This is a genomic window from Streptococcus cristatus (assembly GCF_019685515.1).
Taxonomy (GTDB): Bacteria; Bacillota; Bacilli; order Lactobacillales; family Streptococcaceae; genus Streptococcus.
The window spans coordinates 385,609-406,484 of sequence record NZ_JABFFN010000001.1; the positions used below are offsets into that span (position 1 = coordinate 385,609).

General features: G+C 44.1%; 19 protein-coding genes and 1 riboswitch. Of the genes, 16 read left to right on the forward strand and 3 right to left on the reverse strand.

The features are described from left to right. Window positions 1–56 precede the first annotated feature (56 nt). From gndA to tig, 12 genes are all read left to right on the forward strand, one after another. Complete coding sequence (gene gndA, locus FOA33_RS01825; RefSeq protein WP_050252407.1) at window positions 57–1,481, forward strand: NADP-dependent phosphogluconate dehydrogenase; 1,425 nt, start codon at window positions 57–59, stop codon at window positions 1,479–1,481. Window positions 1,482–1,492: 11 nt separating this feature from the next. After that, a complete protein-coding gene (locus FOA33_RS01830; protein WP_000518035.1) occupies window positions 1,493–2,182 on the forward strand; it encodes a response regulator transcription factor in 690 nt (229 codons plus the stop codon). 99 nt (window positions 2,183–2,281) lie between these two features. After that, complete coding sequence (gene cbpF / locus FOA33_RS01835; RefSeq protein WP_221160447.1) at window positions 2,282–3,277, forward strand: choline-binding protein CbpF; 996 nt, start codon at window positions 2,282–2,284, stop codon at window positions 3,275–3,277. A 119-nt stretch (window positions 3,278–3,396) separates the two neighbouring features. Next, window positions 3,397–4,275, forward strand: a complete 879-nt coding sequence (gene mvk / locus FOA33_RS01840; protein ID WP_221160448.1) for a mevalonate kinase — start codon at window positions 3,397–3,399, stop codon at window positions 4,273–4,275. Then, window positions 4,257–5,210 (forward strand): diphosphomevalonate decarboxylase, encoded by a 954-nt coding sequence (gene mvaD, locus FOA33_RS01845; RefSeq protein ID WP_221160449.1) that lies wholly within the window; start codon window positions 4,257–4,259, stop codon window positions 5,208–5,210. The genes mvk and mvaD overlap by 19 nt, the downstream gene beginning before the upstream one ends. Next, on the forward strand, window positions 5,197–6,204 hold the full coding sequence (locus tag FOA33_RS01850) for a phosphomevalonate kinase (protein WP_221160450.1): 1,008 nt from the start codon (window positions 5,197–5,199) through the stop codon (window positions 6,202–6,204). Before mvaD ends, FOA33_RS01850 begins: the two co-directional genes overlap by 14 nt. Beyond that, complete coding sequence (fni, locus tag FOA33_RS01855) at window positions 6,188–7,189, forward strand: type 2 isopentenyl-diphosphate Delta-isomerase (RefSeq protein WP_221160451.1); 1,002 nt, start codon at window positions 6,188–6,190, stop codon at window positions 7,187–7,189. The genes FOA33_RS01850 and fni overlap by 17 nt, the downstream gene beginning before the upstream one ends. A 166-nt stretch (window positions 7,190–7,355) precedes the next feature. Then, the gene (liaF, locus tag FOA33_RS01860; protein WP_070800115.1) at window positions 7,356–8,054 is read left to right on the forward strand and encodes a cell wall-active antibiotics response protein LiaF; all 699 of its coding nucleotides are present in this window, start codon (window positions 7,356–7,358) and stop codon (window positions 8,052–8,054) included. Further along, window positions 8,051–9,049, forward strand: a complete 999-nt coding sequence (locus tag FOA33_RS01865; protein ID WP_221160452.1) for an envelope stress sensor histidine kinase LiaS — start codon at window positions 8,051–8,053, stop codon at window positions 9,047–9,049. The genes liaF and FOA33_RS01865 overlap by 4 nt, the downstream gene beginning before the upstream one ends. A 10-nt stretch (window positions 9,050–9,059) precedes the next feature. After that, window positions 9,060–9,692 carry a response regulator transcription factor gene (locus FOA33_RS01870; RefSeq protein ID WP_221160453.1) on the forward strand — a complete coding sequence of 211 codons (633 nt, stop codon included), beginning with the start codon at window positions 9,060–9,062 and terminating at the stop codon, window positions 9,690–9,692. Further along, complete coding sequence (locus FOA33_RS01875; protein WP_221160454.1) at window positions 9,693–10,349, forward strand: DNA alkylation repair protein; 657 nt, start codon at window positions 9,693–9,695, stop codon at window positions 10,347–10,349. A 90-nt stretch (window positions 10,350–10,439) separates the two neighbouring features. Continuing rightward, the gene (tig, locus tag FOA33_RS01880; protein ID WP_221160455.1) at window positions 10,440–11,723 is read left to right on the forward strand and encodes a trigger factor; all 1,284 of its coding nucleotides are present in this window, start codon (window positions 10,440–10,442) and stop codon (window positions 11,721–11,723) included. A gap of 47 nt (window positions 11,724–11,770) precedes the next feature. Here the strand turns inward: tig and recD2 are convergent, their stop codons facing one another. The 3 genes from recD2 to rnhC form a co-directional block, all read right to left on the reverse strand. Then, entirely contained in the window at window positions 11,771–14,140 is a 2,370-nt protein-coding gene (recD2, locus tag FOA33_RS01885) for an SF1B family DNA helicase RecD2 (protein WP_221160456.1), read from the reverse strand. Between the two features lie 128 nt (window positions 14,141–14,268). Continuing rightward, window positions 14,269–14,883: a signal peptidase I gene (lepB, locus tag FOA33_RS01890; RefSeq protein WP_221160457.1), complete on the reverse strand. Its 615-nt coding sequence runs from the start codon at window positions 14,881–14,883 to the stop codon at window positions 14,269–14,271. Window positions 14,884–14,886: 3 nt separating this feature from the next. Then, window positions 14,887–15,768, reverse strand: coding sequence for a ribonuclease HIII (gene rnhC, locus FOA33_RS01895; RefSeq protein WP_221160458.1), 882 nt, complete (start codon window positions 15,766–15,768; stop codon window positions 14,887–14,889). A gap of 86 nt (window positions 15,769–15,854) precedes the next feature. On the opposite strand from rnhC, the gene zapA reads away from it, so the two are divergent. The 4 genes from zapA to FOA33_RS01915 all read left to right on the forward strand — a co-directional run bounded on the left by zapA (window position 15,855) and on the right by FOA33_RS01915 (window position 20,809). Continuing rightward, complete coding sequence (zapA, locus tag FOA33_RS01900) at window positions 15,855–16,157, forward strand: cell division protein ZapA (RefSeq protein WP_000002028.1); 303 nt, start codon at window positions 15,855–15,857, stop codon at window positions 16,155–16,157. Next, entirely contained in the window at window positions 16,154–16,702 is a 549-nt protein-coding gene (locus tag FOA33_RS01905; protein ID WP_221160459.1) for a CvpA family protein, read from the forward strand. The genes zapA and FOA33_RS01905 overlap by 4 nt, the downstream gene beginning before the upstream one ends. A gap of 100 nt (window positions 16,703–16,802) precedes the next feature. Continuing rightward, the gene (locus FOA33_RS01910; RefSeq protein WP_221160460.1) at window positions 16,803–19,139 is read left to right on the forward strand and encodes an endonuclease MutS2; all 2,337 of its coding nucleotides are present in this window, start codon (window positions 16,803–16,805) and stop codon (window positions 19,137–19,139) included. A 169-nt stretch (window positions 19,140–19,308) separates the two neighbouring features. Beyond that, window positions 19,309–19,397: riboswitch (glycine riboswitch) on the forward strand. An 89-nt stretch (window positions 19,398–19,486) separates the two neighbouring features. Further along, entirely contained in the window at window positions 19,487–20,809 is a 1,323-nt protein-coding gene (locus FOA33_RS01915; RefSeq protein WP_221160461.1) for an alanine/glycine:cation symporter family protein, read from the forward strand. Window positions 20,810–20,876 lie beyond the last annotated feature (67 nt).

Sequence of the window (20,876 nt, forward strand, 5' to 3'; positions counted from 1 at the left end):
TTCCTTTCATAGGTAAAAATGATAAAATAAAACAAATGAAATAAGAGGAGTGTCAAATGACAAAAGCTAACTTTGGTGTTGTAGGTATGGCCGTAATGGGTCGTAACCTTGCCCTAAATATCGAATCTCGTGGTTATACAGTTGCCATTTACAACCGTAGTAAAGAAAAAACAGAAGACGTGATTGCTTGCCATCCTGAAAAGAACTTTGTGCCAAGCTATGACGTGGAAAGTTTTGTAAACTCAATCGAAAAACCTCGTCGTATTATGCTCATGGTTCAAGCTGGACCTGGTACAGACGCAACTATCCAAGCCCTTCTTCCACACCTTGATAAGGGTGATATCTTGATTGACGGAGGAAACACTTTCTACAAAGATACCATCCGTCGTAATGAAGAATTGGCAAACTCAGGGATCAACTTTATCGGTACTGGAGTTTCCGGTGGTGAAAAAGGTGCCCTTGAAGGTCCTTCTATCATGCCTGGTGGACAAAAAGAAGCCTACGAATTGGTTGCTGATGTTCTCGAAGAAATCTCAGCCAAAGCACCAGAAGATGGCAAACCATGTGTGACTTATATCGGTCCTGATGGAGCTGGTCACTATGTGAAAATGGTTCACAACGGTATCGAGTATGGTGACATGCAATTAATCGCAGAAAGCTATGACCTCATGCAACACTTGCTTGGCCTTTCTGCAGAAGATATGGCAGAAATCTTTACTGAGTGGAACAAGGGTGAATTGGACAGCTACTTGATCGAAATCACAGCTGATATCTTGAGCCGTAAAGACGATGAAGGCCAAGATGGACCAATCGTAGACTACATCCTTGATGCTGCAGGTAACAAGGGAACTGGTAAATGGACTAGTCAATCATCACTTGACCTTGGTGTGCCATTGTCACTTATCACTGAGTCAGTATTTGCTCGCTACATCTCTACATACAAAGAAGAGCGTGTGCATGCTAGCAAGGTTCTTCCAAAACCAGCTGCCTTCAAATTTGAAGGTGACAAGGCTGAGTTGATCGAAAAGATCCGTCAAGCCCTTTACTTCTCAAAAATCATTTCATACGCACAAGGTTTTGCCCAATTGCGTGTGGCTTCTAAAGAAAATAACTGGAACTTGCCATTTGCGGACATCGCATCTATCTGGCGTGATGGCTGTATCATCCGTTCTCGTTTCTTGCAAAAGATTACAGATGCCTATAACCGTGATGCAGACCTTGCAAACCTTCTTTTGGATGAGTACTTCTTGGATGTTACTGCTAAGTACCAACAAGCAGTGCGTGATATCGTAGCTCTTGCTGTTCAAGCTGGTGTACCAGTGCCAACCTTCTCAGCAGCTATTACTTACTTTGATAGCTATCGTTCAGCAGACCTTCCTGCTAACTTAATCCAAGCACAACGTGACTACTTTGGTGCCCACACTTACCAACGTAAAGACAAAGAAGGAATCTTCCACTACTCTTGGTATGACGAAAAATAAGTAGGTCTGCCATGGGGAAACGGATTTTATTACTTGAGAAAGAACGAAATCTCGCTCATTTTCTCAGTCTGGAACTCCAAAAAGAGCAATACCGTGTTGATCGGGTCGAGGAGGGGCAAAAAGCCCTCTCCATGGCTCTCCAGACAGATTATGACTTGATTTTACTGAATGCTCGTCTGGGGGATATGACGGCCCAGGATTTTGCAGAGAGGCTGAGTCGAACAAAACCAGCCTCAGTGATCATGGTCTTGGACCATCGCGAAGAATTGCAAGACCAGATTGAGACAATCCAGCGCTTCGCCGTTTCTTACATCTACAAGCCAGTGATTATTGATCAGCTGGTGGCTCGTATTTCAGCGATTTTCCGAGGTCGGGACTTTATCGACCAACACTGTAGCCAGATGAAGGTCCCAACGTCTTACCGCAATTTGCGTATGGATGTAGAACATCATACCGTTTATCGTGGCGAGGAGATGATTGCTCTGACGCGCCGTGAGTATGACCTTTTGGCCACTCTCATGGGAAGCAAGAAGGTCTTGACTCGTGAGCAGTTATTGGAAAGTGTTTGGAAGTACGAAAGTGCGACAGAAACCAATATCGTGGATGTTTATATCCGTTATCTACGTAGCAAGCTTGATGTAAAAGGTCAAAAAAGCTACATTAAAACCGTGCGTGGTGTCGGGTACACCATGCAAGAATAGAAAAGCAGTTGCAGTTGTGTAACTGCTTTTTTTGAGCAATTTCTATATATTGACATACAGTAGAGTCTTTGCTACAGTCAGTTATGGAGGAAAGATCGAATGAAAAAATTTAAAATAATGATGCAAGTTGGACTAGCAGTCTTTTTCTTTGGTTTGCTAGCGACAAGTACAGTATTGGCGGATGATGCTGATTCAGAAGGCTGGCAATTTGTCCAAGAAAATGGTAGAACCTACTACAAGAAGGGAGAACTCAAAGAAACCTACTGGCGAGTGATTGATGGGAAGTACTATTATTTTGATCCTTTATCTGGAGAAATGGTTGTCGGCTGGCAATATATACCTGCTCCACACAAAGGGGTTACGATTGGTTCTTCTCTAAGGCAAGATGTTGCTTTTAGACCAGATTGGTTTTACTTTGGTCAAGATGGGGTACTACAAGAATTTGTTGGCAAGCAAGTTTTAGAAGCAAAAACTGCTACAAATACCAACAAACATCATGGGGAACAATATGATAGTCCAGCAGAGAAACGAGTCTATTATTTTGAAGATCAGCGTAGCTATCATACCTTAAAAACTGGTTGGATTTCTGACGAAGGGCATTGGTATTATTTACAGGAGGATGGTAGCTTCGATGCTCGTATCGACAGCTTAACGGTTGGGGAGCCAGTACGTGGCTGGATCAATGATAACTCAACTTGGTACTATCTAGATCCAACAACTGCTGCAATGCAAACTGGTTGGAAACAACTTGGAAATAAGTGGTACTACCTCCGTTCATCAGGAGCCATGGCAACTGGTTGGTATCAGGAAGGCTCAACTTGGTATTATTTAGACGATCCAAATGGCGATATGAAAACGGGCTGGCAATACTTTGGGAACAAGTGGTACTACCTCCGTTCATCAGGAGCTATGGCGACTGGCTGGTATCAGGAAGGTTCGACTTGGTATTATCTAAACGCAAATAATGGTGACATGAAGACAGGCTGGTTCCAGGTTAATGGTAAATGGTACTATGCTTATAGCTCAGGTGCTTTGGCAGTGAATACGATCGTAGATGGTTATTCTGTCAACTATAATGGCGAATGGGTTCAATAATGAAAGAAGCGATTGTGAAGGAAACAATCGCTTTTTTTGTGAAAATATAATAAAATAGATAGGAGGAAATACTACTGTATGAAAAGCAAGACGGTCTTTCCGTCTGGTTAAAGGAGAACATGACAAAAAAAGTTGGTGTCGGTCAGGCACATAGTAAGATTATTTTAATAGGAGAGCACGCTGTCGTATACGGCTATCCTGCCATTTCTCTGCCTCTCTTAGAGGTGGAGGTGACATGTAAGGTGGTCCCTGCTGAAAGTCCGTGGCGTCTTTATGAGGAGGATACCTTGTCCATGGCGGTATATGCCTCGCTGGAGTATTTGGATATCAAAGAAGCCTGCATTCGCTGTGTGATTGACTCTGCTATCCCTGAAAAACGGGGAATGGGTTCGTCAGCAGCTATCAGCATAGCAGCTATTCGAGCAGTTTTTGACTACTATCAAGCCGACCTGCCTCATGATGTACTAGAAATCTTGGTCAATCGGGCTGAAATGATTGCCCATATGAATCCAAGCGGGTTGGATGCTAAGACCTGTCTCAGTGACCAGCCTATTCGCTTTATCAAGAATGTTGGTTTTACAGAACTTGAGATGAACCTATCTGACTATTTGGTGATTGCAGATACAGGTGTGTATGGTCACACTCGTGAAGCCATCCAAGTGGTTCAAAGCAAGGGGAAGGATGCTCTGCCGTTTTTGCATGCCCTGGGAGAATTGACCCAGCAGGCAGAAGAGGCAATTAGACGAAAAGATGCTGAGGGACTGGGACAAATCCTCAGTCAAGCGCATTTACATTTAAAAGAAATTGGTGTTAGTAGCCCTGAGGCAGACTCCCTCGTTGAAACGGCTCTGAGCCATGGTGCTCTAGGTGCCAAGATGAGTGGTGGTGGGCTAGGAGGCTGTATCATCGCCTTGGCAACCAATTTGACTCAAGCTCAAGAACTAGCAGAAAGATTAGAAGAGAAAGGAGCTGTTCAGACATGGATCGAAAGCCTGTAACAGTACGTTCCTACGCAAATATTGCCATTATCAAATACTGGGGAAAGAAAAAAGAAAAAGAGATGGTTCCTGCTACTAGCAGTATCTCTTTGACTTTGGAAAATATGTACACAGAGACGACTTTGTCGCCTTTACCGACGGATGCGACTGCTGATACCTTTTATATCAATGGTCAGCTTCAGAGTGAGGCTGAGCATGCCAAGATGAGCAAAATCATCAACCGTTACCGTCCGGCTGGGGAAGGTTTTGTCCGTATTGATACCCAAAACAATATGCCTACCGCAGCGGGCTTGTCATCCAGTTCTAGCGGTTTGTCCGCCTTGGTCAAGGCCTGTAATGCTTATTTCCAGCTTGGTTTGAATCGGAGCCAGTTGGCGCAGGAAGCTAAGTTTGCCTCAGGTTCTTCCTCTCGGAGCTTTTATGGACCACTAGGTGCCTGGGATAAGGATAGTGGGGAAATTTACTCTGTTGATACAGACCTGAAACTAGCTATGATCATGTTGGTGCTAGAGGATAAGAAAAAACCAATCTCTAGCCGTGATGGGATGAAACTCTGTGTGGAAACCTCGACGACCTTTGATGACTGGGTACGCCAGTCTGAGAAGGATTATCAGGATATGCTGGTTTATCTCAAAGAGAATGATTTTGCAAAGGTTGGGGAACTAACGGAGAAAAATGCCCTAGCCATGCACGCTACGACAAAAACTGCTAGTCCAGCCTTTTCTTATCTGACGGATGCAACTTATGAAGCGATGGACTTTGTCCGTCAACTTCGTGAGCAAGGAGAAGCCTGCTACTTTACCATGGATGCTGGTCCCAATGTCAAGGTCCTCTGTCAAGAAGAAGACTTGGAGCATTTATCAGAAATCTTCGGTCAACGTTACCGCTTGATTGTGTCAAAAACAAAGGATTTGAGTCAAGATGATAGCTGTTAAAACTTGCGGAAAACTCTATTGGGCAGGGGAATACGCTATTTTAGAACCGGGGCAGTTGGCCTTGATAAAGGCGATACCTATCTATATGAGGGGAGAGATTGCCTTTTCTGATAGCTACCGTATCTATTCAGATCTGTTTGATTTTGCAGTGGACTTGACGCCAAATCCTGACTACAGCTTGATTCAGGAAACGATTACTTTGATGGGGGACTTCCTCGCCAATCGTGGTCAGACTTTGCGACCTTTTACCTTGGAAATCCGTGGGAAAATGGAACGAGAAGGCAAAAAGTTTGGTCTGGGTTCTAGTGGTAGCGTCGTTGTCTTGGTGATCAAGGCCCTGGTGGCTCTATATGATATTACGGTTGATCCGGAACTCTTGTTCAAGCTGGCAAGCGCGGTCTTGCTCAAGCGAGGCGACAATGGTTCTATGGGAGATCTTGCCTGTATCGTTGCAGAGGATTTGATTCTCTACCAGTCTTTTGATCGTCAGAAGATAGCTGCTTGGTTGGAAGACGAAAGCTTGGCGACAGTTTTGGAGCGTGATTGGGGATTTTCCATCTCACAAGTGAAACCAACCCTAGAATGTGATTTCCTAGTGGGATGGACCAAGCAAGTGGCCGTATCTAGTGACATGGTCCAGCAAATCAAGCAAAACATCAATCAGAATTTTTTAACTTCCTCAAAAGCAACGGTATCTGCTTTGGTAGAAGCCCTGGAGCATGGGAATGCAGAAAAAATTATCGAGCAGCTGGAAACAGCCAGTCAGCTTTTAGAAGGTTTGAGCCCAGATATTTACACACCCTCGCTGAGACAGTTGAAAGAAGCCAGTCAAGATTTGCAGGCTGTTGCCAAGAGTAGTGGCGCTGGTGGTGGTGACTGTGGCATTGCCTTGAGTTTTGATGAGCAATCAACTGAAACCATAAAAAATCGCTGGGCCAATCTGGGGATTGAGCTCTTATACCAAGAAAGGATAGGACATGACGACAAATCGTAAGGACGAGCATATCCGCTATGCCCTTGAGCAGAAAAGTTCCTATAATAGCTTTGATGAGGTGGAGTTGATTCATTCTTCCTTACCTCTTTATGATTTAGATGAAATTGATCTGTCGACAGAGTTTGCTGGTCGAAAGTGGGCCTTTCCTTTTTATATCAATGCCATGACAGGTGGGAGCGAAAAAGGTAAAGAAATCAATCAAAAGCTAGCTCAGGTGGCAGAAGCTTGTGGGATTTTGTTTGTGACGGGTTCTTATAGCGCAGCCCTAAAAGATCCAACAGATGGCTCTTTTTCTGTCAAATCTAGCCATCCAAATCTCCTCCTTGGAACCAATATTGGATTGGACAAGCCTGTTGACCTAGGACTTCAGACTGTGCAAGCAATGGATCCTGTTCTCCTGCAGGTGCATGTCAATGTCATGCAGGAATTGCTCATGCCCGAGGGAGAAAGGAAGTTCAGAAGCTGGCAATCGCATCTAGCAGATTATAGCAAGCGCATCCCTGTTCCTCTTGTTTTAAAAGAAGTCGGTTTTGGCATGGATGCCAAGACCATCGGGAGAGCCTATGAACTGGGTGTTCGAACCTTTGACCTGTCGGGTCGTGGTGGCACCAGCTTTGCTTACATTGAAAACCGTCGCAGTGGCCAGCATGATTACCTTAATCAATGGGGCCAATCCACCATGCAAGCCCTTCTCAATGCCCAAGGCTGGAAAGACAAGGTCGAACTCTTGGTCAGTGGAGGTGTTCGGAACCCGCTTGATATGATTAAGTGCCTGGTCTTTGGAGCCAAGGCTGTGGGACTGTCACGTACCGTTCTAGAGTTGATTGAAACCTATTCCGTCGAAGAGGTGATTGGCATTGTCCAAGGCTGGAAAGACGATCTGCGTTTGATCATGTGTGCCCTTAACTGTGCCACCATAGCGGATTTGCAAAACGTAGACTATATTCTTTATGGCAAACTCAAAGAAGCAAAAGATCAGATGTAGAGAGGTCGGGACAAGAATCCCGCCCTTTTTTGTAGCCTTTTGTCAACTGTAGTGAGTTGATAAAACCAAGCTTGTACGAGCGATTTCTGTCCCATCTCCTTTTTCCATCCTCAGACCGAGGTGACTTTTTTGAATTGTGATAAAATAGAAGGGAGAGGATGCAGCTATGAAAAAATTTCAAATCTTTTTATTTATTGAAGCCTGTCTATTGACGGGAGCTCTGATTTTGATGGTATCAGAGCATTTTTCGCGTTTTCTGCTGATTCTATTCCTCTTTTTGCTCTTGCTCCGTTATTATACAGGTAAAGAAGGCAATAACGTTTTCCTCCTTGTGGCGACTATTCTTTTCTTTTTCATCGTCATGCTCAATCCCTTTGTGATATTAGCTATCTTTGTGGCAGTGATTTATAGTCTCTTTCTTCTCTATCCGATGATGAATCAAGAAAGAGAGGAGACCGACTTGGTCTTTGAAGAGGTGGTAACGGTTAAAAATGAACGCAATCCTTGGTTTGGCAATCTCCATCATTTTTCTAGCCACCAGACCTGCCAGTTTGACGATATCAACCTCTTTCGCCTCATGGGCAAGGACACCATTCATCTAGAAAGAGTTATCCTAACCAATCATGACAATGTCATTATCCTTAGAAAAATGGTCGGAACGACTAGGATTATCGTACCTGTTGATGTGGAAATCAGCCTCAGTGTCAACTGCCTCTATGGAGATCTAACTTTCCTCAATCAACCCAAGCGAGCCCTTCGCAATGAACACTATCATCAGGAAACCAGAGACTATCTCAAGAGTAACAAGAGCGTCAAGATTTTCCTAACTACTATGGTTGGCGATGTGGAGGTGGTCAGAGGATGAAAAAGCAATCGTATCTGTTAATCGGTCTGACTTCTTTCCTCTTTATCCTCTTTTTGACTAATAGTCTACTTGATATTTTTGAACTGGATTGGTCCTATTTGCTACAAGATATCGAAAAAACAGAGAAACTCATCTTCTTGATCTTGGTCTTTAGCCTTTCCATGACCTTCTTTTTTGTCCTTTTTTGGCGCGTGATAGAAGAAGTCTCTCGCAGAAAAATGCAGGTCAATCTCAAGCGACTGCTAGCAGGAAAAGAGGTGATCCCCTTTGCAGATCCAGACTTGGACACCAGTTTTAAGTCCTTGTATGGCAAGCTTAACCTCTTGACAGAAGCTGTTCAAAAGGCTGAAAATCAAAGCCTAGTTAAGGAAGAAGCAATCATCGAGAAAGAACGAAAGCGGATTGCACGTGACCTGCACGATACGGTTAGTCAGGAGTTGTTTGCGGCTCATATGATTTTATCAGGTGTCAGTCAACAGGCTTTGAAGCTGGATAGAGAAAAGATGCAGACCCAGTTGCAAAGTGTTGCAGCCATTCTCGAAACAGCCCAGAAAGATCTGCGGGTCTTGCTCCTACATTTGCGACCTGTTGAGTTGGAAGAGAAGAGTTTGGTTGAGGGGATTCAAATCCTCTTAAAAGAGCTTGAGGACAAGAGCGATCTCAAGGTTAGTCTCAAGCAAAATGTGTCTAAATTGCCCAAGAAGATTGAAGAACATATCTTCCGCATTTTGCAGGAATTGATTAGCAATACCCTCCGCCATGCCCAGGCATCTTGCTTAGATGTCTATCTCTATCAGACAGATGTTGAATTGCAGCTGAAGGTGGTGGACAATGGAATTGGTTTTCAGTTGGGGAGTTTAGATGACTTGAGTTATGGACTGCGAAATATTAAGGAGCGGGTCGAAGATATGGCAGGTACTGTTCAACTCTTGACAGCACCTAAGCAAGGACTAGCGGTTGATATCCGTATTCCCTTGCTAGATAAGGAATTATAAAGGAGTAGAGATGAAAATTTTACTGGTAGATGACCATGAAATGGTCCGATTGGGCTTGAAAAGCTACTTTGACCTCCAAGACGATGTAGAAGTTGTGGGCGAGGCGGCCAATGGGTCTCAAGGTATTGAGTTGGCCTTGGAACTGCGCCCAGATGTCATTGTCATGGATATTGTCATGCCTGAGATGAATGGAATTGATGCTACCTTGGCCATCCTCGAAGAATGGCCTGAAGCCAAGATTTTGATTGTGACTTCATACTTGGACAATGAAAAAATCATGCCAGTCTTGAACGCTGGTGCCAAAGGCTATATGCTCAAGACTTCTAGTGCAGACGAACTGCTTCATGCAGTTCGTAAGGTTGCTGCTGGCGAGCTAGCTATTGAGCAAGAAGTTAGTAAGAAGGTCGAATACCACCGCAATCATATGGAACTTCATGAGGAATTGACTGCTCGTGAACGTGACGTGCTTCAACTCATCGCCAAGGGCTACGAAAATCAGCGCATCGCAGATGAACTCTTTATCTCTCTCAAGACGGTCAAGACCCACGTGTCCAACATCCTTGCCAAGCTTGAGGTCAGCGATCGCACTCAGGCAGCGGTCTATGCCTTTCAGCACCACTTGGTAGGGCAGGAGGACTTTTAGATGAGTCTTGCAGATTTACTTGAGGAGCTAGAAGCGGCAAAAGATCCGCATAAAGCAGGCCCAATGGAAGCCTATATGCGCCATCAATTTCCCTTTCTAGGCATTGCAGGTCCTGAAAGAAATTCACTCTATAAAAAGTATTTTCCAGAAGCGAAAAAAACAAAGATTATCGATTGGGATTTTGTAGACACTTGCTGGGAAAAGGAGCCTAGAGAATACCAATATGTGGCTGCCAACTATTTGAAAGCCATGCAGTCTTATCTAACGAAGGACGATTTGCCTAAGCTTGAGCGCCTGGTCGTGATCAAGTCTTGGTGGGACACGGTAGATATTCTAGATAGAGTAGTTGGGAGTTTGGTGGCTAACCATCCGGAACTTGAAGAAGTGCTTTTAAAATGGAGCCTATCAGACAATATCTGGCTGAGACGAGTCGCTATTGACCACCAGTTGTTAAGAAAAGAGAAAACAAATGTCCAACTGATGGAAAAGATCCTGCTCAACAATCTGGACCAGACAGAATTTTTTATCAACAAAGCCATCGGCTGGGCTCTAAGAGACTACTCTAAAACCAATCCCGAATGGGTAGCACGTTTCATTGAAAAAAATAAGAAACGAATGGCTGAACTCAGTATCAGGGAAGCAAGCAAGTACCTTTAGCATCATTGAAAAGCGCATTCATTACTTGAAAAAAGTCGCTATTATATGGTATAATGGACTGTATTAAAAATTTTAAGGAGAAATGACAGAATGTCTGTATCATTTGAAAACAAAGAAACAAACCGTGGTGTCTTGACTTTCACTATCTCTCAAGACCAAATCAAACCAGAATTGGACCGTGTATTTAACTCAGTAAAGAAAACTCTTAACGTTCCAGGTTTCCGTAAAGGTCACCTTCCACGCCCTATCTTCGACCAAAAATTTGGTGAAGAAGCTCTTTATCAAGATGCAATGAACGCACTTTTGCCAAACGCTTATGAAGCTGCAGTAAAAGAAGCAGGTCTTGAAGTGGTTGCACAACCAAAAATTGACGTAACTTCAATGGAAAAAGGTCAAGACTGGGTTATCACAGCTGAAGTCGTGACAAAACCTGAAGTAAAATTGGGGGACTACAAAAACCTTGAAGTATCAGTTGATGTAGAAAAAGAAGTAACTGACGCTGACGTTGAAGAACGTATCGAACGCGAACGCAACAACTTGGCTGAATTGGTTATCAAAGAAGGCGCTGCTGAAAATGGCGACACTGTTGTCATCGACTTCGTTGGTTCTATCGACGGTGTTGAATTTGACGGCGGAAAAGGTGAAAACTTCTCACTTGGACTTGGATCAGGTCAATTTATCCCTGGTTTTGAAGACCAATTGGTTGGGCACTCAGCTGGTGAAACTGTTGACGTTGTCGTAACATTCCCAGAAGACTACCAAGCAGAAGACCTTGCAGGTAAAGAAGCTAAATTCGTAACAACTATCCACGAAGTAAAAGCTAAAGAAGTTCCAGCTCTTGACGATGAACTTGCAAAAGATATCGACGAAGAAGTGGAAACTCTTGACGAATTGAAAGAAAAATACCGCAAAGAATTGACTGCTGCGAAAGAAGAAGCATACAAAGATGCCCTTGAAGGTGCAGCAATCGATAAAGCTGTAGAAAACGCTGAAATCGTAGAACTTCCAGAAGAAATGATCCACGAAGAAGTTCACCGCTCAGTAAATGAATTCCTTGGAAACTTGCAACGCCAAGGTATCAACCCTGACATGTACTTCCAAATCACAGGAACTACTCAAGAAGACCTTCACAAACAATACGAAGCAGAAGCTGAGTCACGTACGAAGACTAACCTTGTTATCGAAGCAGTTGCCAAAGCTGAAGGATTTGACGCTTCAGAAGAAGAAATCCAAAAAGAAATTGAGCAATTGGCAGCAGACTACAACATGGAAGTTGCACAAGTACAAAACTTGCTTTCAGCTGACATGTTGAAACACGATATCACTATCAAAAAAGCTGTTGAATTGATTACAAGCACTGCAACAGTAAAATAATCTTAAAAGAGAAAAAGCCCACCTGTCTAGGTGGGTTTTCTGCTGCACTATTTTCCGAAAATCTCTTTTAAGTCTGCATCTGTAATCCCAATCATGGCTGGGATGCTAGACCAGTTTTCCTCGGTGAGGATGCAGGATTGTTCAGAGTCACTTGCTGTGGCAGTTTCAGAGAGGGCTTGTTTACTTTCTTCAATATTATTTTCAATTAAATCACAGAAGCGCTCAATCAAATAGGTCTTACGGGCAGTTCCGATATGTTTGACTGCGTAGTCAAAGGCCTGTAACTCGCCAATAAGGATGAGCTTGCTCTTGGCCCGCGTGATAGCTGTGTAGATGAGATTGCGTTCCAGCATGCGCTTGCTAGCACTGGTGATAGGAAGGATGACAACGGGAAACTCACTCCCCTGCGACTTATGAATACTCATGGCATAGGCTAGTCGAATCTTGTACCATTCGTTTCGTGGGTAGATGACCTCATTGCCATCGAAATCAATGACAATCTCATCTTGTTTGGACTCGGTGTATTTTCCAGGAATCAAATCTGTGATGTAGCCTAGGTCTCCGTTAAAGACATTGACTTCAGCGTCGTTGACTAGGTGAATGACCTTGTCCCCTGTTCGATAGTGACACTGAGTTGCTTCAAAGCTAACTTGTCCTTTTTGAAGAGGATTGAGCAGGTCTTGCATGAGTAGGTTGATGGCGTCAATACCAGCAGTTCCTCGATACATAGGCGCCAGCACCTGAATATCACGAGCCGGAATGCCACTTCTGAGGGCAGCACCAAGAATTTTCTCAATGGTAGCTGGGATATGGCCACTAGCGATTTCAAAGTAGGAGCGGTCAGCTTTTTTCTGGATAAAGTCGGCTGGCAAGATGCCTTGTCGAATTTGACTCGCCAAGGTAACGATAGTTGATTCTTCGCTTTGTCGATAAATTTTTTCTAAACGAGTCTGCGGAATCAGGGGGATCTGGAGCAGGTCAGCCAGGACTTGTCCGGGACTAACAGAAGGCAACTGGTCGCTATCGCCCACGATGAGAATTTTACTGTTAGAAGAAATGTTGGAGAAGAGTTGGTTGGCTAGCCAAGTATCCACCATGGAAAACTCATCTACAATGATAAAGTCGGCATCCAGATAATCTTCCAGATGGCTGGTATCATCGTCGCCTGTCATTCCCAAGTGGCGGTGTATAGTAGCGCTAGGCAAACCTGTCAATTCATTCATGCGCCGAGCCGCTCGACCAGTTGGGGCAGCGAGAAGAATAGGTAAGTTGCTCTTTTTCCTGAGGTCAAGTCCTTCTAAGAGGGCATAAACAGCGATAATCCCATTGATAACAGTCGTCTTACCTGTACCAGGCCCACCTGTCAAGATAAAGACCTTGTTCTGGATAGCGTCGCAGATAGCCTGTTTTTGAATGGTATCGTACTGAATCCCCAGTTCTTGCTCGACAGTAGCGATATGCTTTTGAATGGTTTCTAAATCCTGGCTTTTCTGCTTTCCTTTTTCGAGGATACGAACCAAGTGACTGCGAATGCCTTCTTCGGCGAAAAAGAGGCTGTTATCAAAGATTTTGGTATCAATCTGCTGAACCTTGTCTTCTTCGATGAGGTGGGAGAGTTCCTGAGCTACTTGGCTGGGATCGAGTTCCACGGGACGGGAAGATTCGAGGAGAGTCAGAGTTTGTTCCAGCAAATCTCGGGCTTCCATATAGGTATCGCCCGTATCCATACATCCCTGAAAAAGACTGTGGACAAGGCCAGCACGGAAACGTTCAGGGGCTTGACTTTCGATGCCTAGTTCGGCAGCTAATTGGTCTGCAATGGTAAAACCCAAGCCCTTGATATCTTCAACCAGTTGGTAGGGATAGTTTTCAACCACATCAAGTGTTTCTTCCTTGTAAAAGTCTTGAATCTGAAAGGCTAGTTTATTGGGAATGCCGTAGTTGGCAAGTTTAGCCAAAACCATTTCTGTCCCATAGTTGAGACGGAGGGTGGAAACAAAAGCCTCACGGTTTTTGGCAGAGAGTCCTGAGATGCCTTCCAGCTTTTCAGGATGCTCCAGAATTTCGTCTATGGTATTGTCACCATAGGTATCAACGATTTTTTGGGCCGTTTTGAGACCAATCCCCTTGAAATGGCTACTGGAAAAGTACTTGACCAGCCCATTTTTAGTTGGTTTTGCCCGCTCATAACGGCTGATCTGAAGCTGTTCCCCATACTTGGAGTGCTGAACGATTTGTCCCCAAAAAGTGTAGTCTTCACCCTCAATCACGTCTGCTATGGTTCCTGTAACGATGATTTCAAAATCGTCAAAGTCCTCCGCATTGGTGTCTTCGATATCTAGGAGGAGGATGCGATAAAAATTACTGACATTTTCAAAAATAATGCGTTCAATGGTGCCTGAAAAATAAACTTCCATAGGTTTCCTTTACATGAGTTCGTGAGAATTGGTCTCTTGGTAACTTTGAAAAAACTAGATGATTAAAAGGTATTTTCTCACAATAGAAAAAGAGACTGAGACTTAGCATTCTCGGCCTCTTCCTTATCTTAAAATGTTCCGATACGGTTAAGTGGCCAGAAACGGAATTTTGCTTCGCCTTTGATTTCGCTAGCCTTGAAGGTACCAACATGGCGACTGTCACTAGAGACGAGACGATCGTCACCAAGGAGAAGGTACTCGCCTTGAGGGACAGTAAAGCTGAAGCTGGTATTGGAATTGACATCGACCGTAAAGGCTTGTGCTTTTTGAGCAAGTTCTCTAAAGTAGACTCCCTTATTGCCTTCAAATCCTTTGCCGGTATAGGTGTTTTGCAACTTTTCTGTTTTGAACAAGTTGAGGTATTCAGCTAGGTAGGGTTCATCCGTTTCTTCACCGTTGATGAAGAGTTTGTCATTTTCGTAGCGGATGGTATCTCCAGGCATACCGATGACCCTTTTGACAATGTCTTTATTTCCTTCTTCCTCATGGGCAACCACGATGTCGAAACGGTCAATTGGGAGGTGTTTAACAACGAAGAGGACCTCTCCGTCGGCTAGGGTAGGATCCATAGAGTGTCCTTCCACACGGACATTGCTCCAAAGAAAGATACGGCTAAGGCCGACCAGCGCGATAATCAGGAAGAAAACTCCCCATTCTTTTAGAAATGTTTTAACCGAATTCATAACTCACCTTTCTAGAAGTGCTTTGGCTTTTTCAGTGTTTTTAAAATGCAGTTTGGCGCAGAAATGAAGTCCCTTCATGCCATAGGATTGAAGGATTTTGCTAGCGACCTTATCAGATGCAGTTCCAGCGCCACTTGGCAGTTGATAGCCCAGTTCTCGTCCAAGATTTTCCAAGTTTTCGAGGAAGAGATCCCGCGCGATGATGGAGCTAACGGCAACAGCCAGGTATTTTCCCTCGGCTTTTTCTTCCAAAGTGATCTTGTTTGGAAAACGGTTGGCTTCTTGCGCCAAGTACTTGTCATAGTTTTTAGGGCTTGTAAAAGCATCAATCACGATTTTTTCTGGCTGGACTCCTTTTTGAAGCAGGAGAAAGATAGCCTGGTTGTGAAGGGCAACTTTTACAGAAACAGCATTGTAACGCTCTCCGATAACTTCGTTGTACTTGCTAGGTGAAAGAAGGAGCGCTTGGTGCTGGATTTTTTCCTTGAGGATAGGAGCAATCTGACGAATCTTTTGGTCTGTCAGAGTCTTGGAATCCCCCACACCAAGTTCTCGCAAGAAGTCGTGCTGGTCAGGTGTTACGAAGGAAGCCACGACAGCCAGTCCACCAAAGTAGGAACCATTTCCCACCTCATCGGTCCCAATCATAGGGAAATCTTGTCCACTGTTTTCTTGTTGAACTTGGTAGCCAAAGAAATTGGCGTACTGCTCAGCAGCTTCGCCTTGCAGGAGGACTTTTCCAGAAGTATAGATGGAAACTGTTGCCTGAGGCAGTCGCAAAAAATAGCGAATATAAGGATTTTTACTAGGACTGAGAGCCTTCTGATACTGACTTAAAAAGCTCTGAATTTCCTGTTCACTTGGTGTGAGTGTGATACTTGCCATAGTCTCTATTGTACCACAAAAGCAGGAGAATTGGTAAAAACTGACAAAGTTAGCGAAATTTGGTATAATATCGTGAGGTGAATTTTATGGCAAATCTAAATCGATATAAGTTTACATTCGGAAAAAAGACATTAACCTTAACTACCGAGCATGACAATCTCTTTATGGAGGAAATTGCCAAGGTTGCGACTGAAAAATACCAAGCAATTAAAGAACAAATGCCTGGGGCGGATGATGAAACCATTGCGCTTCTTTTAGCGGTCAATTGCCTGTCTACACAACTCAACCGTGAGATTGAATTTGATGACAAGGAGCAAGAGTTGTTAGAACTCCGGCACAAGTTGATTGCTGTCAAACAAGAACAGAGCAAGATTGAGGATTCCCTATGATTTCAATCCTACTCTTATTGGTTCTTGCTTGGGGCTTTTACATCGGCTACCGTAGAGGTTTGGTGCTGCAAGTTTATTATTTCCTCGTTGCAGTGATTTCAGCCTTTGTTGCGGGACAGTTTTATAAATCACTGGGAGATCACTTCCACTTGCTTGTCCCTTATGCCAATCCTCAGGAAGGACAGGGCACCTTTTTCTTCCCTTCAGACCAGCTTTTTCATCTAGACAAGGTCTTTTATGCGGGTCTAGCCTACCTTTTAGTTTTCGGAATTTGTTACAGTATCGGACGTTTTATCGGTTTGCTCCTACACTTGATTCCAACTAAAAAGCTCGATGTCAAATGGTTTCGTATCGGAGCAGGCCTATTGTCGCTATTGGTAACCTTATTTGTTTTGCAAATGGCTCTGACCATTCTTGCAACAGTGCCTCTGGCAGTCATTCAAAATTCACTCGAAAAAAGTATAGTAGCCAAAAACATCATCCAAAGTGTCCCTTTTACGACAAACCTTATCAAACAACTCTGGGTGACAAATTTAATCGGATAAAAAGGGCGGGATTTTTCCTAGCCCTTTGTTTACAGATTGGACGACTAGGTCAAAACCTCTAGTTGCTACAATCTTGTAAACAAATATACAAGGAAAAAATATGAATACAAAAATACTAGAAACCTTAGAATTCAATAAAATCAAGGCCTTGTTTGAACCGCATCTCTTAACAGAACAAGGACTGGAGGAGTTAAAAGGCTTGGCTCCAACTGCCAAGGCGGATAAGATCAAACAAGCCTTTACAGAGATGGAGGAGATGCAGGCGCTTTTTGTGGAGCAACCTCACTTTACTATCCTAGCGACGCGCGAGATTTCAGCTGTCTGCAAGCGTCTGGAGATGGGAGCGGACCTCAATATTGAGGAGTTTCTACTTCTCAAACGTGTCCTGCTGGCTAGCAGAGAGTTGCAAGGTTTTTATGCCAATCTTGAAAATGTACGCTTGGAGCAGTTGGCGAGATGGTTTGAAAAACTACATGATTTCCCACACTTGCAAAGGAGTCTTCAAGCCCTAAATGATGCAGGATTTATCGAAAATTTCGCCAGTGAAGAGCTAGCACGCATCCGTCGGAAAATCCATGATAGCGAGAGCCAAGTTCGAGATGTCTTGCAAGACTTGCTCAAGCAAAAAGCGCAGATGTTGACGGAAGGCATAATCGCTAGCAGAAATGGCCGTCAAGTCTTACCAGTCAAGAACACCTATCGTAATAAGATTGCAGGTGTTGTCCATGACATCTCTGCTAGTGGTAATACGGTTTATATTGAGCCGCGTGAGGTGGTCAAGCTGAGCGAAGAAATCGCTAGTCTGCGAGCAGACGAACGCTATGAGATGATTCGCATCCTGCAGGAGCTCTCAGAACGGGTTCGTCCTCATGCTGCAGAAATCGCTAATGACGCTTGGATTATCGGCCATTTAGACTTGATTCGTGCCAAGGTGCGTTTCATTCAAGAAAGACAAGCAGTTGTTCCTCAACTTTCAGAGAATCAAGAGATTCAACTCCTTCATGTTCGCCATCCTTTGGTTAAAAATGCTGTCGCAAACGATGTACACTTTGGTAAGGAATTAACGGCCATTGTCATTACAGGTCCCAATACTGGTGGGAAGACCATCATGCTCAAAACTCTGGGCTTGACTCAACTTATGGCCCAATCTGGATTGCCCATTTTAGCTGATAAAGGAAGCCGTGTCGGTATTTTCGAGGAAATCTTCGCGGATATTGGGGATGAGCAGTCTATCGAACAAAGCTTGTCTACCTTCTCCAGCCACATGACCAATATCGTAGATATTCTTGGTAAGGTCAATCGGCACTCGCTCTTATTGCTAGATGAGCTCGGGGCTGGTACCGATCCGCAGGAGGGAGCAGCCCTTGCTATGGCTATTTTGGAGGATCTTCGTCTACGTCAGGTCAAGACCATGGCGACGACCCACTATCCAGAGCTCAAGGCCTATGGTATTGAAACAGCCTTTGTGCAAAATGCCAGCATGGAGTTTGATACAGCCAGCTTGCGTCCGACCTATCGCTTTATGCAGGGAGTTCCTGGTCGAAGCAATGCCTTTGAAATTGCCAAACGCCTAGGCTTGTCAGATGTCATCGTGGGAGATGCCAGCCAACAGGTTGATCAGGATAATGATGTCAATCGCATCATTGAGCAATTAGAAGAGCAAACGCTTGAAAGCCGTAAACGCTTGGACAATATCCGTGAGGTGGAGCAAGAAAACCTTAAGATGAACCGAGCGCTCAAAAAACTCTACAACGAACTCAATCGTGAAAAGGAAACTGAGCTCAACAAGGCGCGTGAGCAAGCTGCTGAGATTGTGGAACTCGCTCTAAGTGAGAGTGACCAGATTCTCAAGAATCTTCACAGCAAGTCTCAACTCAAACCCCATGAAATCATTGAAGCCAAGGCTAAACTGAAAAAACTAGCTCCTGAAAAAGTCGACTTGTCTAAAAACAAGGTCCTTCAAAAAGCCAAGAAAAACCGAGCTCCAAAGGTTGGGGATTATATCATTGTTCTCAGTTATGGTCAGCGTGGTACCCTGACCAATCAGCTGAAGGACGGCCGTTGGGAAGCCCAAGTTGGTTTAATCAAAATGACCTTGGAAGAGAAAGAATTTGACCTTGTTCAGGCTCGGCAAGAAGCCCCAGTCAAGAAAAAACAAGTCAATGTCGTCAAACGTACATCTGGGCGTGGTCCGCAAGCCAGACTGGATCTCCGAGGCAAACGGTACGAAGAGGCCATGAATGAGCTGGACGCCTTTATCGACCAAGCCCTGCTCAATAACATGGCGCAAGTCGATATCATCCATGGTATCGGAACAGGAGTCATCCGTGAGGGCGTCACCAAATACCTGGAAAGAAATAAGCATGTCAAGAGTTTCGGCTATGCTCCTCAAAATGCTGGAGGCAGTGGCGCCACCATTGTAACCTTTAAAGGATAGAAAAAAAGAGTGCTTCTCTTTTTTTGAAAAAGAAGTGAAAATCCATCTTTTTTCAAATAATATATTGACAAAGGCTAACTTTTCTTGTAAAATAATAAAAAATAAAATACCAACACCGAATGAAGTTTAATAGAAGTGGAGAAATGTTTGATTTTCCATGACTGTAAATGGACGGAACTCTGGAGAGACCGTAAAGGCACCGAAGGGGCAAGGCAGGCAACTGCTCAAACTCTCAGGTAAAAGGACAGAGCTAGGATAGACCGCTTTTTGGCATTTATCTAAGCATTCCAGAGTACATGTATCTTGCATGTGCTCTTTCTTTTGGGGTTGAAAGATAGGAGAAGGATATGTTAGAATTGCTAAAAGCGCTTGATGCTTTCGTTTGGGGGCCTCCCCTCTTGATCTTATTGGTCGGAACGGGTATCTATTTGACCATCCGACTAGGCCTTTTGCAGATAGCTCGTCTCCCAAAGGCCTTTCAGTTGATCTTTACCAAAGACAAGGGACATGGCGATGTGTCGAGCTTTGCAGCTCTCTGTACGGCTCTAGCAGCCACCGTTGGTACGGGAAATATCATCGGGGTCGCGACAGCCATTAAGGTTGGTGGGCCAGGTGCTCTCTTTTGGATGTGGATGGCAGCCTTCTTTGGGATGGCAACCAAGTATGCAGAAGGCCTGCTGGCTATCAAATACCGTAGCAAGGATGCAAATGGGGCTGTAGCTGGAGGGCCCATGCACTACATTCTTTTGGGAATGGGAGAAAAGTGGCGACCCCTTGCAATCTTCTTTGCCCTAGCTGGTGTATTGGTGGCCCTTCTAGGGATTGGTACCTTCACCCAAGTCAATTCAATTACAGAATCTATCCAAAATACAGCTCAAATTGATCCAGCTATCACAGCTCTTATTTTATCTATTTTTGTAGGAATTGCCGTCTTTGGTGGCCTCAAATCCATATCAAAAGTTTCGACAGCAGTTGTTCCATTTATGGCTATTGTCTATATTCTAGGAACTCTTACAGTTATTCTCTTTCATATTGAGAAAATCCCAGCCACACTTGCCCTAATCTTTACCTCTGCTTTTAGCCCTGTAGATGCGGTAGGTGGTTTTGCAGGTGCTAGTATTCGGATGGCTATCCAAAATGGTGTGGCGCGAGGAGTCTTCTCTAACGAATCTGGCCTTGGTTCTGCTCCCATTGCGGCGGCTGCAGCTAAGACAAATGAACCTGTCGAGCAAGGCTTGATTTCCATGACAGGAACCTTTATTGATACTTTGATTATCTGTACTTTGACTGGTTTAACAATCTTGGTAACTGGGGTTTGGAGTGGTGAATTGAATGGAGTTGCCTTGACCCAGTCAGCATTTTCTATGGTCTTTTCAGATTTTGGCTCAATTGTCCTAACAATCTTCTTGGTTCTCTTTGCCTTTACGACAATTCTCGGCTGGAATTACTACGGGGAACGCTGTTTTGAGTTCCTCTTCGGTGTTCGTTTTATCTGGCTCTATCGTGTAGTCTTTGTAGTCATGGTCTTGTTGGGAGGATTTATCGAGTTGGATATGGTATGGATTATCGCAGACATTGTCAATGCCTTGATGGCTCTACCAAACTTGATTGCCCTCTTAGTCTTGTCGCCAGTCGTCATTGCTGAGACTAAACAGTATTTTAAACACTAACCCAATCACACTTTTAGTGTGATTTTTTCATTTCATAGACATTTCTTATCAAGGCGATTGAAAATAT

Coding starts and splice junctions, on each gene's coding strand:
- gndA (WP_050252407.1), top strand. CDS start 57: ATGACAAAAGCTAACTTTGGTGTTGTAGGTATGGCCGTAATGGGTCGT.
- FOA33_RS01830 (WP_000518035.1), top strand. CDS start 1,493: ATGGGGAAACGGATTTTATTACTTGAGAAAGAACGAAATCTCGCTCAT.
- cbpF (WP_221160447.1), top strand. CDS start 2,282: ATGAAAAAATTTAAAATAATGATGCAAGTTGGACTAGCAGTCTTTTTC.
- mvk (WP_221160448.1), top strand. CDS start 3,397: ATGACAAAAAAAGTTGGTGTCGGTCAGGCACATAGTAAGATTATTTTA.
- mvaD (WP_221160449.1), top strand. CDS start 4,257: ATGGATCGAAAGCCTGTAACAGTACGTTCCTACGCAAATATTGCCATT.
- FOA33_RS01850 (WP_221160450.1), top strand. CDS start 5,197: ATGATAGCTGTTAAAACTTGCGGAAAACTCTATTGGGCAGGGGAATAC.
- fni (WP_221160451.1), top strand. CDS start 6,188: ATGACGACAAATCGTAAGGACGAGCATATCCGCTATGCCCTTGAGCAG.
- liaF (WP_070800115.1), top strand. CDS start 7,356: ATGAAAAAATTTCAAATCTTTTTATTTATTGAAGCCTGTCTATTGACG.
- FOA33_RS01865 (WP_221160452.1), top strand. CDS start 8,051: ATGAAAAAGCAATCGTATCTGTTAATCGGTCTGACTTCTTTCCTCTTT.
- FOA33_RS01870 (WP_221160453.1), top strand. CDS start 9,060: ATGAAAATTTTACTGGTAGATGACCATGAAATGGTCCGATTGGGCTTG.
- FOA33_RS01875 (WP_221160454.1), top strand. CDS start 9,693: ATGAGTCTTGCAGATTTACTTGAGGAGCTAGAAGCGGCAAAAGATCCG.
- tig (WP_221160455.1), top strand. CDS start 10,440: ATGTCTGTATCATTTGAAAACAAAGAAACAAACCGTGGTGTCTTGACT.
- recD2 (WP_221160456.1), bottom strand. CDS start 14,140: ATGGAAGTTTATTTTTCAGGCACCATTGAACGCATTATTTTTGAAAAT.
- lepB (WP_221160457.1), bottom strand. CDS start 14,883: ATGAATTCGGTTAAAACATTTCTAAAAGAATGGGGAGTTTTCTTCCTG.
- rnhC (WP_221160458.1), bottom strand. CDS start 15,768: ATGGCAAGTATCACACTCACACCAAGTGAACAGGAAATTCAGAGCTTT.
- zapA (WP_000002028.1), top strand. CDS start 15,855: ATGGCAAATCTAAATCGATATAAGTTTACATTCGGAAAAAAGACATTA.
- FOA33_RS01905 (WP_221160459.1), top strand. CDS start 16,154: ATGATTTCAATCCTACTCTTATTGGTTCTTGCTTGGGGCTTTTACATC.
- FOA33_RS01910 (WP_221160460.1), top strand. CDS start 16,803: ATGAATACAAAAATACTAGAAACCTTAGAATTCAATAAAATCAAGGCC.
- FOA33_RS01915 (WP_221160461.1), top strand. CDS start 19,487: ATGTTAGAATTGCTAAAAGCGCTTGATGCTTTCGTTTGGGGGCCTCCC.